The sequence below is a fragment of the Flavicella sp. IMCC45668 genome (assembly GCF_057219105.1).
Map to the genome: position 1 here is coordinate 1800065 of NZ_CM170114.1, position 16740 is coordinate 1816804.

Annotated in this window: 13 protein-coding genes and 1 rRNA gene; 4 read left to right on the plus strand and 10 right to left on the minus strand. The window is 33.3% G+C overall.

Annotated elements, in window-relative coordinates:
* The first annotated feature begins 100 nt into the window (after positions 1–100).
* From AC2DZ0_RS07615 to AC2DZ0_RS07630, 4 genes are all read left to right on the plus strand, one after another.
* Positions 101–709 carry a bifunctional nuclease family protein gene (locus tag AC2DZ0_RS07615; RefSeq protein ID WP_484644720.1) on the plus strand — a complete coding sequence of 203 codons (609 nt, stop codon included), beginning with the start codon at positions 101–103 and terminating at the stop codon, positions 707–709.
* 139 nt (positions 710–848) lie between these two features.
* A complete protein-coding gene (locus AC2DZ0_RS07620; protein WP_484492428.1) occupies positions 849–1673 on the plus strand; it encodes a thymidylate synthase in 825 nt (274 codons plus the stop codon).
* Positions 1674–1900: 227 nt separating this feature from the next.
* Positions 1901–3337: a hypothetical protein gene (locus AC2DZ0_RS07625; protein ID WP_484644722.1), complete on the plus strand. Its 1437-nt coding sequence runs from the start codon at positions 1901–1903 to the stop codon at positions 3335–3337.
* 340 nt (positions 3338–3677) lie between these two features.
* On the plus strand, positions 3678–4160 hold the full coding sequence (locus AC2DZ0_RS07630; RefSeq protein ID WP_484644724.1) for a dihydrofolate reductase: 483 nt from the start codon (positions 3678–3680) through the stop codon (positions 4158–4160).
* Positions 4161–4266: 106 nt separating this feature from the next.
* Here the strand turns inward: AC2DZ0_RS07630 and AC2DZ0_RS07635 are convergent, their stop codons facing one another.
* The 10 genes from AC2DZ0_RS07635 to rrf form a co-directional block, all read right to left on the minus strand.
* Positions 4267–5823 carry an arylsulfatase gene (locus AC2DZ0_RS07635; protein WP_484644726.1) on the minus strand — a complete coding sequence of 519 codons (1557 nt, stop codon included), beginning with the start codon at positions 5821–5823 and terminating at the stop codon, positions 4267–4269.
* Positions 5824–6027: 204 nt separating this feature from the next.
* Positions 6028–7551, minus strand: coding sequence for an arylsulfatase (locus AC2DZ0_RS07640; RefSeq protein WP_484644728.1), 1524 nt, complete (start codon positions 7549–7551; stop codon positions 6028–6030).
* Between the two features lie 131 nt (positions 7552–7682).
* Positions 7683–9839: a multiheme c-type cytochrome gene (locus tag AC2DZ0_RS07645; protein ID WP_484644730.1), complete on the minus strand. Its 2157-nt coding sequence runs from the start codon at positions 9837–9839 to the stop codon at positions 7683–7685.
* A gap of 84 nt (positions 9840–9923) precedes the next feature.
* Positions 9924–11237 (minus strand): BatD family protein, encoded by a 1314-nt coding sequence (locus AC2DZ0_RS07650; RefSeq protein WP_484644731.1) that lies wholly within the window; start codon positions 11235–11237, stop codon positions 9924–9926.
* A complete protein-coding gene (locus AC2DZ0_RS07655; RefSeq protein WP_484644733.1) occupies positions 11231–12946 on the minus strand; it encodes a VWA domain-containing protein in 1716 nt (571 codons plus the stop codon). Before AC2DZ0_RS07655 ends, AC2DZ0_RS07650 begins: the two co-directional genes overlap by 7 nt.
* A complete protein-coding gene (locus AC2DZ0_RS07660; protein WP_484644735.1) occupies positions 12939–13940 on the minus strand; it encodes a VWA domain-containing protein in 1002 nt (333 codons plus the stop codon). Before AC2DZ0_RS07660 ends, AC2DZ0_RS07655 begins: the two co-directional genes overlap by 8 nt.
* Positions 13930–14442, minus strand: a complete 513-nt coding sequence (locus tag AC2DZ0_RS07665) for a DUF4381 domain-containing protein (protein ID WP_484644737.1) — start codon at positions 14440–14442, stop codon at positions 13930–13932. The genes AC2DZ0_RS07660 and AC2DZ0_RS07665 overlap by 11 nt, the downstream gene beginning before the upstream one ends.
* Entirely contained in the window at positions 14432–15361 is a 930-nt protein-coding gene (locus AC2DZ0_RS07670) for a DUF58 domain-containing protein (protein ID WP_484644739.1), read from the minus strand. Before AC2DZ0_RS07670 ends, AC2DZ0_RS07665 begins: the two co-directional genes overlap by 11 nt.
* 5 nt (positions 15362–15366) lie before the next feature.
* Positions 15367–16332 (minus strand): AAA family ATPase, encoded by a 966-nt coding sequence (locus AC2DZ0_RS07675; protein ID WP_484644741.1) that lies wholly within the window; start codon positions 16330–16332, stop codon positions 15367–15369.
* Between the two features lie 204 nt (positions 16333–16536).
* Positions 16537–16647: ribosomal RNA gene (gene rrf, locus AC2DZ0_RS07680) — 5S ribosomal RNA — on the minus strand.
* Positions 16648–16740 lie beyond the last annotated feature (93 nt).

Below are 16740 nucleotides of genomic sequence, written 5' to 3' on the forward strand. Positions count from 1 at the left end.
ATTTTTCACTAAATTGAGACCATATAAGACTGTTTATACTAATTCGAACTTAACTCGATCTTATAAACAGTCTTTTTTTACACTACAACTAGAAAAAGATATGAGTTTAGTACAACTAGACATTAAAGGGATTTCATACAGTCAAACTCAAAGCGGGGCATATGCATTAGTTTTGACAGAAATTAAAGGAAACAGAACACTCCCAATAATTATTGGGGCATTTGAAGCACAATCAATTGCAATCGCACTTGAAAAAGAAATCAAACCTCCAAGACCTTTAACTCATGATCTTTTCAAAACATTTTCAGAAAGGTTTCAAATAAAAGTACTTCAGGTGATCATTCATAAGCTTGTAGACGGAGTTTTCTTCTCTAGTCTTGTTTGTGAAAAAGACGGAGCAGAGGAAATTATTGATGCAAGAACATCTGATGCCATAGCATTAGCTACGAGATTTAATGCGCCCATATATACCTATGAGACCATTCTTGAAAAAGCAGGTATCTTTTTAAAATTAGAAGCAGAAGATATTGTAAGTGACACTAGTGAACTTGACATGGATGAATTGTTAACAGAAACTTCAACAACAGAAGATGAAGACCCTTTAAAGCGTATGTCGCTTCAAGAATTAAACAATCAACTTCAAATAGCTATTGAGCAAGAGGATTATGAAACTGCTGCACATTTAAGAGATGAAATTAGCAAACGCTAAATCATTTTTTTTTAGCACTGTTAAACTGTTAATTACTTTTCTAAAAATAAAAACCTAAGTCCTTTTTTAAAAATATGCTTTTGTTATTTTTGTAAAGCTTGTTTTAAATTTTTGAACAAACAAGATTAAAATAAAGAAGATGAAGCAGTATTTAGACTTAGTAAAACACGTACAAGAAAACGGCGTATTCAAAGGAGATAGAACAGGTACCGGAACTAAAAGTGTATTTGGTTACCAAATGCGTTTTGACTTAACGGAAGGATTTCCAATGGTTACTACTAAAAAGCTGCATTTAAAATCTATCATCCACGAACTTTTATGGTTTCTAAAAGGAGATACCAACATCAATTACCTTAAAGAAAACGGTGTGAAAATTTGGGATGCTTGGGCAGATGAAAATGGAGACTTAGGTCCTGTATATGGTCATCAATGGAGAAGTTGGAACAGTGAAGAAATTGATCAAATTCAAGAAGTCATTGAAACTCTTAAAACAAACCCTAACAGCAGACGTATGTTGGTTTCTGCCTGGAATCCAAGTGTGTTGCCAGATACCACGGTATCTTTTTCTGAAAATGTAGCAAATAACAAAGCAGCCCTACCACCATGTCATGCTTTTTTCCAGTTTTATGTAGCGGATGGAAAACTATCTTGCCAACTTTATCAAAGAAGTGCTGACATTTTTTTAGGCGTACCTTTTAACATTGCATCATATGCATTATTGACAATGATGATTGCACAGGTTGTTGGATTAGAAGCGGGTGAGTTTATTCATACTTTTGGTGATGCACATATTTACACCAACCATTTTGATCAAATTGAAGAACAATTGTCAAGAGACCCAAGACCTTTACCAACTATGAAAATCAATCCTAATATAAAATCTATTTTTGATTTTACTTTTGAAGATTTTACTTTAGAAGGCTATGATCCTCATCCTTTAATTAGAGGAGCTGTATCAGTTTAGTATCTTTTAAGAAATAATACAAAAAATGAACCCTATGGGTTCATTTTTTTTTTAAGATTATCTTTTGCGTAACCAATAAGTAACTTGATTAAAACTCCTTTTATATTGGAACACTAATAAAGTTTATACTACTAGATTAAAACATATAGACAAAAACTAACAACAAGGGTTTCTGCTTTTTATCAACGGGATATTCTGCTATTTTTATTGACTCAAAAAAACTAGCTATGACCAAATATTTTTTCGGATTTATCTTTCTATTTTCATTTACCTGCTTGGTTGCTCAAAAGATAAGCTTTACAGATTATAAATACTTATCGAAACCTGATTCTACAAATGTAATTTCCCAATATTTCAAAAAAAATATTGCTGATACATTATTACAAAAAGCAAAATTATACAAAAACAGCACAGTCATAACTGCTAAATTTTATGTAAATAATCATAAAAAAATCTATTCAGTTAATCTTTCAGCCCAATATTCCGAATTGAATAATGAAATTTATAAACTACTTTTTCATCGTTTCACCAAGGAATCATTCTATGACCTAAAACCAGATTGTTATTATGACATGCAACTAATTTCAAAAAAATCTGGTAAGATTTTCTTTAATTGTAGCACCAAACCTATTGAATTAACAAGCCCTATTTGCGGCGATTGCAACCAAGAAATCTTATACTTTGATAAACTTACATGTACCAATGAAAAAGTCAAGGAACATTTTTTCGATAATTTTAATTTTAATTTATTTAACAATCGCAATTATACTCATCTTAAAGTAAAATATATTATTGATGAAATCGGTAATTTAAAAATCATACCGAGTCCGAATGAAGACCAAATAATTTTTGAAGAAAAAGAAAAAATCTTAAAATCATTTCCTTTAAAAATTAAACCAGCAACTTTAAACGCGTCATATAAAACTTCCACCCAGCATTTTTCAATTTCTTTTGATGAAAAATTTTATCCTAAAACTTATAAATACAACTCTAAACTAACAGATTCTATAGCAGAAAACCAAGACTTACTTTCATACTTAAAAAGTCACTTAACAACTAAAGACATACGGGAAGCAGAACTATCGTATTTTCAGCCAAATTTAAGGGTCACATTCGATATTGACAATAATGGAAAGATCTACAACCCACATAATAACAGCAGAGATATCTTTTTATCCTATAGAATTAATAAATTGATTAAAAATGCCCCCATTGATATACTCAAATTAATTGATAATCATAATATTGACAAAGCCTCCTTAAATATTCTATGTTATAAAAATAAAAAAACAATTATCAATCCAAATCCTATTGTTATTATTCATCAGAACCCAACGATCCTTGGATGTGAAAAAGAACTAACCACTCGTTATAGAAAGCATTGCAGTGAGCAAACTATTCACGAATCCATAGCTCAAAATTTCAAAAGTACTAAACTTAAAAAACTAAACCTGAAACCTGGTAAACATCGTTTTATATCAACGTTGCAAATACAAGAAAATGGTACTTTTAAGTTTCTATATTCAGATGCTAAACACACCGAATTGGAAGAGGAAACAAAAAGAATAATTAAACTAATACCTAAATTCAACCACCCTTCTCTTAGACAAGGAAAGCCATACAAATCGATTTTTTCACTACCAATTAGCTTCATGGTCGAATAAAAATATTCATATGATTTTTCTGTCCTTTTCCTCAAATTCGAATTTGCAAAATCCTAAATAAGACAACTTTCCTATTTTCATAAAAGAAACATATTATTTCACCCTAAAAATAATAAACCTACCCACTAGACTAAATCGGATCGTTATCAGCATAAAAAATCACAAGTCAAGATTATTTATACTAGAACCACACAAACCCGAATTAAACTAGAATATCAATACTCCAGCTACAGAATCTCTAGTTTCTTTTGAGGTTTTTATAGATAAAGCTAATTATTGTTTTTACTTGCAAGTATCTATAAACCTCACTAAATTGGTCGATTAGAAAATCAACTGAAAAATGACAACAATAATTGCTGCAATTGCAGAAAATAATGCGCTTGGAAAGGATAATGACCTAATTTGGCATTTACCTGCAGATTTAATTCGTTTTAGAAAAACCACTACAGGCCACCATATCATTATGGGAAGAAACACCTATGAATCTATAGGAAAACCACTTCCAAATAGAACTACTGTAATCATTACAAGAAACAAGAATTACAAAGCAGAAGGGTGTATCATCGTTAATTCAATTTCAGCGGCTTTAGAGGTTGCCAAATCAGACTCTAGTCCTTTTATTATAGGTGGTGCCCAAATATACAATGAGGCAATTAAACTTGTAGACCAATTAGATATTACCGAAGTACATCATGAATTTGATGCGGATGTTTTTTTTCCTAAAATAGATGCATCTGTATGGAAAGAAACAAAAAGAGAAACTTTTGAACCTGACGAAAAAAACAAATACGCTTATAGTTTTGTAAGTTATACACGCAAATAATATTTTTCAACATCTACTAGCATGATTTACGGTACGTCAAAATCATGATAAAAAAAAGTCTAATAGAATTTCTTCTATTAGACTTTAATTTTTTGTAAGCAATCTCCTAATTTTGCTGTGGTGTCGATAATTTATCCAACACTTTCTCTAAACTAAAACTTGCTGCTTTCATTCTTGGTGGGTATTCTTGAAAAGTACCTAAAAATTCGCCAACGATATCCTGCGCAGGCACTAATAAAAATACGTGATCTAACAACCAATCGTAATACGTATTCGATGTAATAGTAGCTTCTTCATAAGGGTCTCTACGTAAGTTAAAAATCAATGGTACACGTAAAGGAGTAAACGGATTTGCCCACACTCCTAAAGTACCTGCCATTCTTTGCTCCATAAAAATAAACTTCCAGTCATCATAACGAAGTGCTGTTAAGTCACCATCATCAGAAAAGTAGAATAATTCATGACGTGGGTTCTCCTTAGATTTCCCAGTTAAAAGAGGTAACATATTGTATCCATCTAAATGAACTTTGAATGTTTTATCTCCTACTTTATACCCTTTTAATAATTTTTTCTTTACGTTTTTATCTCCAGCAGCGGCTAAAAATGTTGGAAGCCAATCCATTCCAGAAAATATATCATTAGAAATAGAACCTGCTTCTATTTTCTTAGGCCAACGTACCATTGCTGGTACTCTCCAACCACCTTCCCAGTTGGTGTTTTTTTCACCTCTAAACGGACTTGCTGCAGCATCTGGCCAAGAGTTTTTATGAGGTCCATTATCAGTTCCATAAGTTACAATTGTATTATCTGCAACTCCTAAATCATCTAACAACTTCAACAACTCTCCAACGTGCATGTCATGCTCTACCATTCCATCTCCATACTCATTTTGTCCAGAAATACCTTTATGCTCCTCTTTAACATGAGTTCTAAAGTGCATTCTTGTTCCATTCCACCAAACAAAGAATGGTTTCCCTGATTGTACTGTTTTAGTAATAAAAGCTTTGGCAGCCGCTACAGTCTCATCATCAATTGTCTCCATTCTCTTTTTAGTCAATGGTCCCGTATCTTTTATTTTTCCATCAGAAGAACTGCTAATCACACCTCTTGGTCCATATTTCTTTCTGAAATTAGGATATTTCTTTGGGTCCGGATAATCTGGTAATTCTGGCTCTTCCTCAGCATTTAAGTGATAAAGATTCCCAAGAAACTCATCGAATCCATGATTTGTTGGTAAGTGCTCATCTCTATCTCCTAAATGGTTTTTCCCAAACTGACCTGTAGCATACCCTAATGGTTTTAACAATTCTGCAATTGTAGGATCTTCAGAAGAAATTCCTTCTTTGGCCCCAGGTAAACCAACTTTACTTAAACCTGTTCTAAAAACACTTTGTCCCATTATAAATGAAGATCTACCAGCAGTACAACTTTGCTCTGCATAATAATCTGTGAAAATCAATCCTTCATTTGCAATTCTATCAATGTTCGGGGTTGTATACCCCATCATACCTTTGGTATAAGCACTGATATTAGATTGTCCTATATCATCTCCCCATATCACCAAAATATTAGGTTTCTTTTGTGCTTGTGCACCAATTCCAATTGCCACCATAGCAACGGCTGAAACAATGGATTTAAACAAATCCTTTTTTTTCATTTTCATAATAACATATTTAATTAATAATTGATTTTCAAATAATTAAAAGTCTTCTAAATTATTTATTGTATAAAAAACTCTCGAAACTAAATTACAAACAAATGGCCATGCTCCCCTTAACAAATGTTTACCTCTAAGATAAGAATTATGTAAGCATAAAAAAAGCTTGTACTAAATTCTAGTACAAGCTTTTTTGAAACCATTGGTATTTTAGTTTCTTGGTGGTGTATTCAAAGATTGAACAACCTTATCTATCCCCAAGGAACCTCCTTGAACCGGTGGATATTTTTTAAATGTTTCTAAAAACTTTCCAATATAAGCCTGCGCTGGTACAAACAACCACATATTATCAGCCATCCATCGGATGTATAAAGCAGAATCTGTCGAAACTTCATATGGATCTGCTCGTAAATTCACAACTAACGGCCAAGAAGGTGTTTTTCTATAAGCTGTATTAATAGCACCTTCCATTGTTGAGAAATGTAATTTCCAGTTTCCATATCTTAGGGCGTTTAGATTCCCTCCAGCGTCGAAGTAAAAAATTTCTTTTCTAGGATTTTCCTTCACATCTCCTTTTAAATAAGGCATCATATTATATCCATCTAAATGAACATTAAACTTTTTATCGTTTGCTTTATAACCTTTCAATAATTTTTCTTTCACATCAGGAACTCCTGCTGCTGCTAAAATGGTAGGCATCATATCTTCATGTGAAAAAATACTGTTTTCAACTGTACCAGGTTTTATCACTCCAGGCCAGCGTATTGCACAAGGAACTCGAAAACCACCTTCCCAAGTAGTACCTTTTTCTCCTTTGAACGGAGTTGTTCCTCCATCAGGCCAAGTAAATTTTTCAGCTCCATTATCAGTAGAATACATAATTAAAGTATTATCAATAATTCCTAATTCTTCTAGTTTATCTAAAACTACACCAATCGTTTTATCATGTTCTACCATACCATCAGGATACAAACCAATTCCGGTAACACCGATACTTTCCTCTTTCATATGTGTCCAAACATGCATTCGCGTAGCACTCAACCAAACAAAGAATGGTTGCTTATTAGCATGTGCTTTCTCAATAAACTTAATCGCCGCGGCAGTAAACTCATCATCGGCAGTTTCCATACGTTTTCTTGTCAAGGGTCCTGTATCTTTTATTTTACCGTCAGATGTAGCATGAATTACACCTCTTGGACCAAATTTCTTATGAAATTCAGGATCTTTAGGATAATAATATGTTTCTGGTTCTTCTTCTGCATTCAAGTGATATAAATTACCATAAAACTCATCAAATCCATGGTTTGTAGGCAGGTGCTCATCTCTATCTCCTAAATGATTTTTACCAAACTGACCTGACGTATAGCCTTGTGTTTTTAATAATTCTGCTATAGTTGGTTGGTTATCTTTTATTCCTTGAGTGGAGCCTGGCATACCAATAGTTAACAAACCAGTTCTAAAAGGATGTTGCCCTAAAATAAATGCTGCTCTACCAGCCGTACATGATTGCTGTGCATACCAATCCGTAAACATAGCACCTTCATTTGCTATCCTATCAATATTAGGGGTTTTGTACCCCATCATACCATGATTGTAAGCACTAATATTTCCCCATCCTACATCATCCCCCCAAATTACAAGAATGTTAGGTTTCTTTTGTGCATTTGTACTAAAACCAAATGCAAATGCTGTAGCTGCAATTGCAATAGATTTAAAAAAATTGCTTTTTTTCATAGTTCAATTATTAAATTAAGTATTACGGTTTTCAATATTAAGTCAAAAAGTTATCTGATCGGTGTTATTTTACTTATAACAGATTAAATATAAGCGTAATAATAAACATCAGCAACAATTTACATATCATTCTATGATTTAGAATGTAATTGCTGCATGATTTGATTATAGTTTGGATTATTGGGAGCTATTTCCAATAACAACAAACAAGTTTTAAATGCCTGCTCCGAAGCGTTAGAATTTAATTCTACAATAAGTTTGGCATACAACAACTTTTCATTTTTGGGAAATCTTTTTACTGCCATATTTAAAACAGTTAAAGCTTCTTGCAATCTCCCCTCTTGCTGCAGCAGCAATGCATAATTATAAAAAGCATTCAAGTTGCTAGGATCCTTATCCATTGCATATTTCAAATGATAAAGAGCCTTTTCGGGATTCTTCAACTCGCTATACAACAAACCTAACATATAATAAGAATACCCAAATTCTGGTTCTAACTCAATAACTTTTGTATACAATTCTATGCTTTTTTTAATCTCTTTCTTCTGATAATATAAGAGGGCCAAATTCATTCTAGCTACATTATAATAAGAATCAATTTCAATTGCTTTCAGATAAGCTTCAATGGCTAAATCAGTCTCCCCTTTTGATTGTAAATATTCAGCAATCTGCAATTGACCACTCGCAAAATCAGAATTAAGATCAAGAAAATTCAAAAACTCTTTATGAGCTATTTTATAATTTACATCATCAGAAACATCAATTTTTAAAGCTATAAAATAACTTACAGCAGCCATTCTAACGGAACGTATTGAATCATTCAACAAAGGTTTAATACTGTTTGCATACGACGCATCTCTTGTTTTTTGAATAGAAACAATTGCCTCTCTTCGCAGCAAGGCTGAAGCGTCATCCAACTTTAAAGCAATCTTTGCAACTTCCGCCTTAGAGGCTCTTTGGTTAATCAAATGCGACATAGAAGTAGCTACCGCAATATCTGGATATTTATCACTCCCCAACAATTTTAATAAAGCCGCTTTATCTCCTTGAGAGCCTTTTAATAAATAATCAGAAAAATGATCCGCTCTTTCCGATCCATAGTTCTTTACAATAGCATTTGCCGCCCATTCATTGGTTTTATTTTTATGGCAAGTTACACAGGAATTTGGAGTACCATACTTAGCTGATTGATCTGGTCTAGGGATTCTAAAACTATGATCTCTTCTAAAATCATTTCCCATATACACTTTACCATCCATGTGACAACTAATACATTCAGCCTCCTTGGTATTCATTTTATGATAATGGTGTTCAGGAGAGTCATATTTTGATGTATGACAATTTAGACAAAGGGCATTTCCTTCTTTTTTAAGCTTCAACGAGTGCACATCATGACAATCTTTACAAGAAACACCATTATGGTACATTTTACTTTGTACAAAAGAAGAATACACATAATCCTCATCTTTTATCTGACCATCTAATTCATAGGTAGGTGCTTCTAATATCCTAGGGATATAATGATCTAAAAACGCACCATCATAATTAAAATAATCTGTGATTTGAGTTCTTCTAGAATGGCATCTTGCACATTTGTCAACCAATTCCTTTGAATTCATATTTGACTCCATGTACAGTTTGGGCGCTACTTTATCTAAAATTGGGTTTTTATAATGCGCTACATGACCTGAAGCAGGGCCATGACAGGCTTCACAACTTACATTGATTTCACTGAAAGTAGTTTTGTAATGTCCGGTTTTAGAATCATAGTTCTTCTTCAAATCTGTAGAATGACAATCCGCACACATGGTATTCCAATTTGAAGCACCTCCTGTCCAATTCAGCCATTCGTCGTGTGCTAAATTAACATCTTTTTGTAAATGAAACCATCGTTGTTTTTCCGTGTCCCATGCCGTTAATAAACATTGATATGCTCCATTGGGAAAGGCTACAATATACTGCTGTAACGGAGTTACACCAAACGTATATACTATTTTGTATTCCTCTGGTTCCCCTTGTTTATTAGCTGTTGTAACGTAAAACTCTTTTCCTTTTTTATAAAAAGAAGACTTGACACCCTTATGTATAAAAACCGTATCATTAAAATCTCCCTTAACTGAAGCAGAATCCGCAATTTTCATTGCCATATCATGATGTGATCCTTTCCATTTATTAAAAGATGCTGCATGACATTCTTTACAACTTTCTGATCCTACAAATTTTGAATTCTTGTAATCATACTTTACTTCTGTGTAAGCATCTTTTTTATCACTTTTACAAGAAGTCATTATAACAATGAAAAGAAGCAATAAATGGGTTATGTTTTTTTGAAAAGGATAGTTCATGAGCAATTGATAAGTACTTTGACAAATCTAAGGATTTACCCAATTAGAGTTAGCATTGATGTTTTCTTTTTTTAAAGCAATATATTTTTTTCTTGATTTTTTCCACTCTGTCTTTAAGGCTAAAATTTCAGAAAAATTATGATTTGAAATTTTATTCTGTTGATACTTTTCCATCAAAATTTTAGTACCGTAATGGGAAATAAAATAATGCATGCTTGGTTCCTTCAGAGCTAATTGATCTAGCCATTTATAAATATTCTTTTGCTTTGCTGCATAATCCTTGGCTTTTATAAACTTATGAAAAAAGAAAGCTTCGGATTTCTGATAAGCTACTTTTTTTAATTGTATCCTTTTTACAATTTTTCTACTAATTTTAACCCCAATAACTATCATCAAAATAACCAGTGCTAGCCTTGCTAAGAATTCTTTTATCGTATAGCCCCATATTAATAACTCTTTCTCATCAGCAACCTGCTCTTCTATCGATGCTTCCAATGATTCCCTAACACTTTCAAGCATCCCCAAATCAGGATTTTCTACTACCTCAATGGTTAATTCTTTTAATACTTTCTTATATAATTTACTATATCTTGGGTTCCAATGATACACCACGATTTCCGGAATTGTGTACACCCCTTCTTTTTCAAATAAATATCTCGTACCATCAACTCGCTGCGCACTGATCGCTGTTTTTGTCTTATTATTTTTCAAATAGGGTCTTTTAGGATATAAACTTACATTTTGCAAGGTATCAAATGTAACTTTCGGAATAAATTCTGAAATAGTTCCTTCGGCTTTAATCGTAATATTTCTTTCCAAAACATCTCCTACTTTCACCTTAGTTAAATCGCCTTTCCAAGAATTATAAACCCTGACTGATGGCGAAACCAACCAAGAATTTTTATTTACTCCAGGGGGAATTGGTTTTACAACAATCTCTCTCGAGCGTGTTTTAACTTTGCGTTTTATGCCTATATAATTCCCCTCATCTGGAGTTTCAACTACAAACTCCAAGGATGGAAATTCAACATTCTCTTCGTTGTAGGGAAAAACATTAAAAAACAAAGTCACTCCTGAATATAATTTATTCCCAAACTTTTTTGAAGTGCTTAAAGACCTAAAATAAACAGTATATGCTCCGTTGATTTTAATATTTCCTGGATCAACTCCTTCTGTAAACCAAGTAGAAGAATAAACCGTTACACTTACTTCCATGGGTTCTCCAACATAAACAGCTCTTTTGTTAAAACTAACTTCCGTTCTAAGATGCCTTTGAGCTTGAAGCAAAAAGGTACAGCATAAAAAAATCAACAGTACATATTTTCTTTTTTCTATTACCATCTATCCATTTTTCCGTTCGGTTTCAATCCCTCTTTTTTAACCTGATGTCTAAATTTTCGTTTTAAAAACAAGGAAGGGTCATCATCTACTTTTTGCATCATAATTTTTGGACTCTCACTTGGCTTCCCTAACTCAAAATCATCAGGCAATTCGTCCAACTCTTTCCCTTTTCTAATATCCGTATTCGTTGTTTCTTCTAGACGCTTTTTCTGCATATCTTTTTCTGTAGCTTCCTGGCCTCCTCCACTTAAATCCTCCGGACTTTTATTTTGTTCATTTTGAGCTCGTTCTTTATTCTCAGAGTCTAAAGTAGCATCTTCTGGTGTTTCACTGGTACCTCCCGACAAATGTTGAGCGATTGTTAAATTATGATGAGCCATGTTTATCGTTGAATCAATTTCGATTGTTTTTCCAAACGCCAAAGCAGCAGCTGCGTAGTCACCATTTTTGTAATACGACAAGCCTAGATTATACATTCCTTGTGCAGTTGTATCCTTTGAAAAAGCACGGATTGCTTCATCATAATTACCTGCCTTATAATATCCAACTCCTTTTCTCAAAGGATCTTGGAATAATGCCCCAGCCTGTTCAAAATTCTCCTTATTCAGTTCTAATTGACCTTGATAGTCCTTTGTTAACCATAAATCTTTAAATTTTTGATCATCAGAGCAAGAATTGAATACTGTAAGGATAAAAAACAATACCATTCCCTTTCGAAAGTAAAATAATATAATAATTGCAAACGGAACTATAAACAACAATCCTTGATCTTCCCAGTCATCTTCCTTCTCTTCTGCCTTATCAGTAAAAACTAATTGCTTATGAATGGTTTTAGAAACACGCTCAACATCGCTATTGTCTAATGTCAAATAATTCACACGAACATGCTCAAGAGAATTTAATTTCTGTAACACGTTTTCATTCAAACTTGAAATTACTACCTGCCCTTTGTCATCTTTCATTTCCCTGTTATATCTTCCAAAAGGAATGGAAGAACCTGTAACCGTATTTACAGGAAAAATTTCAAAAGCAGACTTTGTAGATTGGCCCAATTTACTCAGATAATCAAAGTCAGTTTCATCAAAATCATCAGAAAAAACAATCACCGTTGCCGGAGCATCTGTTACATTGGTAAGCGCAATAGCTTTTTCAATTCCCGCTTTTAAATCACTACCGTAATATGGCATTACATTCGGACTTAATTGGTTGATATGTGAATCTATCAATGAATAATCATTTGTCAAAGGAAGAATCACATGAGCCGTTCCAGAAAAACCGACAAGCGCAACCCTAGCCCCAGGTTTTGCTTTTAACAAATCCATAATTTTAAACTTGGCTCTTTCTAACCTATTTGGTTGAATATCCGTTGCCATCATACTTTGAGACAAATCTAAAACCACAACAACCGGAGTTTCCAGCCTTTTACCTGGTATTTCAATTTTCGACCAAGTCGGCCCAGAGAGTCCAAATACCGCAAGAATAAAAGTAAAGTACATTACTATTCTCCATACTAACACTTTTGTCTGATTTCCCTTTTCTATCATAAAAGGTCTCAAATGTTTCGGGATCTGTTTTTTCCATTTAATTTCTTCTTGTCTTGATAAAAGAAAAAGAATTACAATAATTCCAAAAGGAATAAATAACCATAATAACGACGGCCTTAACAAATGGAAATCCTCTAAAACAAATTTATCTATCATTTCATCCATTGGTTTCTTTTTTAATTCTTTTCTTAAATAAAGAAATAACCCCAGTAAACAAACTATATATAGTAAACAACAGCAATGCTACTCCCAAGGGATAATGGTATAATAAAGTTCGTGGACGATACGATTCCTCTTCATATTCAATCGGTTCCAATCGATCTAATTCCTCGTATATAGAATTCAATCGTTCGGTATTTATCGCTCTAAAATATTGACCACCGGTGATTTCAGAAATTTCTTCTAGTGTTTTCTCATCTAAATCAGAATTACCAGTATTAGGGTCACCTATCCCTATTGTATAGATCAAAATTGAATCCCTTTTAGCAATTTCAGCGGCATCTAAAGGCAGCACGCCAATCCCTGCATCAACCCCATCAGTCAACAAGAGCATTACCTTTGTTTTTATCGTGTCTTTGTCAAACAAATCAACTCCTTTCATAATCGCTTTACCAATAGAAGTTGTCTGTCCAGCCAACCCAACAGCAGCTTCATCCAACATCGTATTTACAGTAACTAAATCCGGAGTAAATGGTGCTTGTACGTATGCATTAGAACCAAATAATACCAATCCCATACGATCTCCTTCTCGTTTTTCAATAAACTCATTCATTACATCTGTCACTGCTTCCCAACGAGTCACCGGTTTATTATCTATCTTCCAATCCTTTTGCGCCATACTAAAAGACAAATCAGCTACAATTAAAAAATTTCTAGAATTCTTTGCTTTTAATTCCGCTTTACCAACCAACTGAGGAGAAGAAAGGCTTGCTAACAATAATGTCCAAATCACACAAAGAACGAAAATCTCAAAGAAAGATTTTTTGTTTACAAAAGAAGATTTTGTGGGTTCCTGCTTTGTATAAATAGCAGATTTAGCCAGATTAGGCACTAATAAAGAAGCACTTTTTATTTTTAAAGCAGGAAATATAAAAAACACCAAAGGCAATGGTATTAAAAATAAGACCCATATATGTATAATTTCAAAATTATCTGGCATGATGTTTTATCCATTTTTTTGTCTGATTCAACACCAAATCCAATTCAACATCTGATATTTCTTTTAAATTAAAACTTGCACTATTAAAAATAGATTCTAACTGACTCATATTTGAAACTCCACATTTTGAATCTAAAAAAGCCAACCAACTAGATCCAGACATTCCAGCTACTGTTGGCCTTCCATAAACTTCTATCGCTATTTTTTTTAAGATTGTATTTGCAAAATTCACCTTCTTGATATTGTTATCCAATGAAGTATTAATTCCACTAGCAAGTACATTTAATGCCATACGCCTATATTTATTTCTCACAAAGTTTCTCAGAACAAAAGCAGACCAAATCAACAAGCTGAACAAGAAGAAACCAAAACTAATTTTCCAACCAAGGGTATCAAAGGAAAAGGCAACTGGATTTGGCTCTAGCAATGGGCCGAGATCTTCAAACACTTCCTTATCCTGCATTACCGGAGTCAAGACAATATGTATTAATTCAATTCCCATTAAAAACATTCTGAATTTGATCGCTCACGTCCTCTACTGTATTAATTTTAAACAATGGAATTCTATGCTTTTTCATCTGCTTCTCAAAATTCATATAATCAGCATCAAAACCATCTTGAAAATTTTTAACCAACTTTCTATCATTACCATCGATAGATAATTGCTTCTGTCCATTACCACCAACGTATTTACTTGGAATTAAATTTCTTTCCAAAGGGTCATACACTTTAGCAAGAACTACATCATTATGGGCAGCTATAAATGAAATTTCTTTTATTACTTTTTCCGAATACCGATGAAAATCACTCACAATAAAAACTAAAAAATCATGAGTTATTATATTCCGAACTTTTTGAAAAACCTCTTCTAATCCAGCCTCAAAATCAAATTGTTTCGAATTTTTCAATTCATGATTTCTTTTTATCAGTTTATCGAAAAAAAGTAACATGTTTTTCCTATTCCTTTTCGGCGATACAGCGTCCACTCCATTATCACCAAAGACAACTCCTCCAACTCGATCTCCTTCTTTAGAAACTCTAAACGCCGCCATAGCGGCTAATTCTGCTGCTACAGTAGATTTTGTTTTATTTACACTACCAAAGAACATAGATTTTGTTTGATCTACTATTATCAAAGCCGGTTTCTCTTTCTCTTCTGTAAAAACTCTAAGATGAGTCTTTTGTGTTCTTGCCGTTACTTTCCAATCAATATTTCTAATATCATCACCAGGCACATAATTTCTAACTTCTTCAAAATCTAACCCTCTACCACGCAATCTAGACGCATGTTTACCTCCTAACACACTTTTTACTTTTTGCTTTCTAGCCAAAAAACTAAAACCACGGGCAATAGGTTCCATTTTGAGTAAATCCTCAAGTGAGACAAAAACTTTTTCAGGAAAATCAGAATGTTCAGCCATATCTCTTATGCAACAACAGCTACTTGGTTTAAAATTTCATCTAATACACTATCAATGTCAATTCCTTGCGCATTTGCCTCATAACTTAAACTTATTCTATGTCTTAAGCAATCATGAACAACAGCACGAATATTATCTGGAGTTACATAGCCTTGTCCAGACATCCATGCATGTGTACGAGCAGAACGATCTAAAGCAATCGTACCTCTTGGGCTAGCACCGTACTCTATCCATGTCCCTAAATTTTCGTTATACTTTTCCGGATATCTAGTTGCTTCAATTATATCTACAATATACTTTTCCATATTTTCGGATATAGTTATCTCCATGATTTCTTCTCTAGCATCAAAAATGACTTTTGGATCCATTTTTTCGATAAAATCAACCTTCGCATTTTTTTGTTCTTTTCTATTCAAACGCATAATTTCTAATTCAGATGAATTATTCGGATAATCAATAGTAACATGCATTAAAAACCTATCCATTTGAGCTTCTGGTAAAGGATAGGTACCCTCTTGCTCTACAGGATTCTGCGTAGCCATTACCATAAATAATTGCTCCATTTTGTAGGTTGTACCTGCTACTGATACTTGGCGCTCTTCCATAGCCTCTAACAGTGCTGATTGCACTTTAGCAGGAGCTCTATTGATCTCATCTGCCAAAATTAAATTACTAAAAATAGGTCCTTTTTGAAAAATAAACTTCTCTTCCGACTCTGGTTGATAAATTTCAGTACCTGTAATATCAGAAGGCAATAAATCGGGAGTAAATTGAATTCTACTTAAACCACTATTCAACTCTTTTGCAAGACTTTTTATAGTTCGTGTTTTAGCCAAACCTGGCAAACTTTCTAATAAAATATTTCCATCTGAAAGCAATACCAATACCAATCTGTTGATCAGTTTTTCCTGTCCAATCACAGATTGAGACATTGCCTTTTTCAACTTATTAATTTTCTCTAATGTAGTCATAAACCCTAATTTATTATTTCTTAGTGGACACACCAACTAATACTAAGTAAATATAGGCAAAACAAGGCACGATAAAAAAGTAAACTATGAAGAGCGAATAACCATTTACAAATATTATTAACAATGTAATTTAGCGTTCATCAAAAACCTTAAAAATAAGGCACAAAAAAAAACCTCAATCATTTTACTGATTGAGGTTTCAAAAAAAGGCGGTGACATACTCTCCCACCGGTTAGGCAGTACCATCTGCGCTGATAGGTTTAACTTCTCTGTTCGGAATGGGAAGAGGTGAGCCCTATCGCAATAACCACCTTAAGGTCTTTGCTAGTCTAATTTCTTAAACCAGTATTTAATAATTAACATATTGAAATGCATCAGAGATGCCATAAATATAATATTCAAATTAGA

Bases quoted from the DNA above. Each gene is read 5' to 3' on its own strand.
- AC2DZ0_RS07615 (WP_484644720.1), top strand. From the start codon at position 101: ATGAGTTTAGTACAACTAGACATTAAAGGGATTTCATACAGTCAAACT.
- AC2DZ0_RS07620 (WP_484492428.1), top strand. From the start codon at position 849: ATGAAGCAGTATTTAGACTTAGTAAAACACGTACAAGAAAACGGCGTA.
- AC2DZ0_RS07625 (WP_484644722.1), top strand. From the start codon at position 1,901: ATGACCAAATATTTTTTCGGATTTATCTTTCTATTTTCATTTACCTGC.
- AC2DZ0_RS07630 (WP_484644724.1), top strand. From the start codon at position 3,678: ATGACAACAATAATTGCTGCAATTGCAGAAAATAATGCGCTTGGAAAG.
- AC2DZ0_RS07635 (WP_484644726.1), bottom strand. From the start codon at position 5,823: ATGAAAATGAAAAAAAAGGATTTGTTTAAATCCATTGTTTCAGCCGTT.
- AC2DZ0_RS07640 (WP_484644728.1), bottom strand. From the start codon at position 7,551: ATGAAAAAAAGCAATTTTTTTAAATCTATTGCAATTGCAGCTACAGCA.
- AC2DZ0_RS07645 (WP_484644730.1), bottom strand. From the start codon at position 9,839: ATGACTTCTTGTAAAAGTGATAAAAAAGATGCTTACACAGAAGTAAAG.
- AC2DZ0_RS07650 (WP_484644731.1), bottom strand. From the start codon at position 11,237: ATGGTAATAGAAAAAAGAAAATATGTACTGTTGATTTTTTTATGCTGT.
- AC2DZ0_RS07655 (WP_484644733.1), bottom strand. From the start codon at position 12,946: ATGGATGAAATGATAGATAAATTTGTTTTAGAGGATTTCCATTTGTTA.
- AC2DZ0_RS07660 (WP_484644735.1), bottom strand. From the start codon at position 13,940: ATGCCAGATAATTTTGAAATTATACATATATGGGTCTTATTTTTAATA.
- AC2DZ0_RS07665 (WP_484644737.1), bottom strand. From the start codon at position 14,442: ATGGGAATTGAATTAATACATATTGTCTTGACTCCGGTAATGCAGGAT.
- AC2DZ0_RS07670 (WP_484644739.1), bottom strand. From the start codon at position 15,361: ATGGCTGAACATTCTGATTTTCCTGAAAAAGTTTTTGTCTCACTTGAG.
- AC2DZ0_RS07675 (WP_484644741.1), bottom strand. From the start codon at position 16,332: ATGACTACATTAGAGAAAATTAATAAGTTGAAAAAGGCAATGTCTCAA.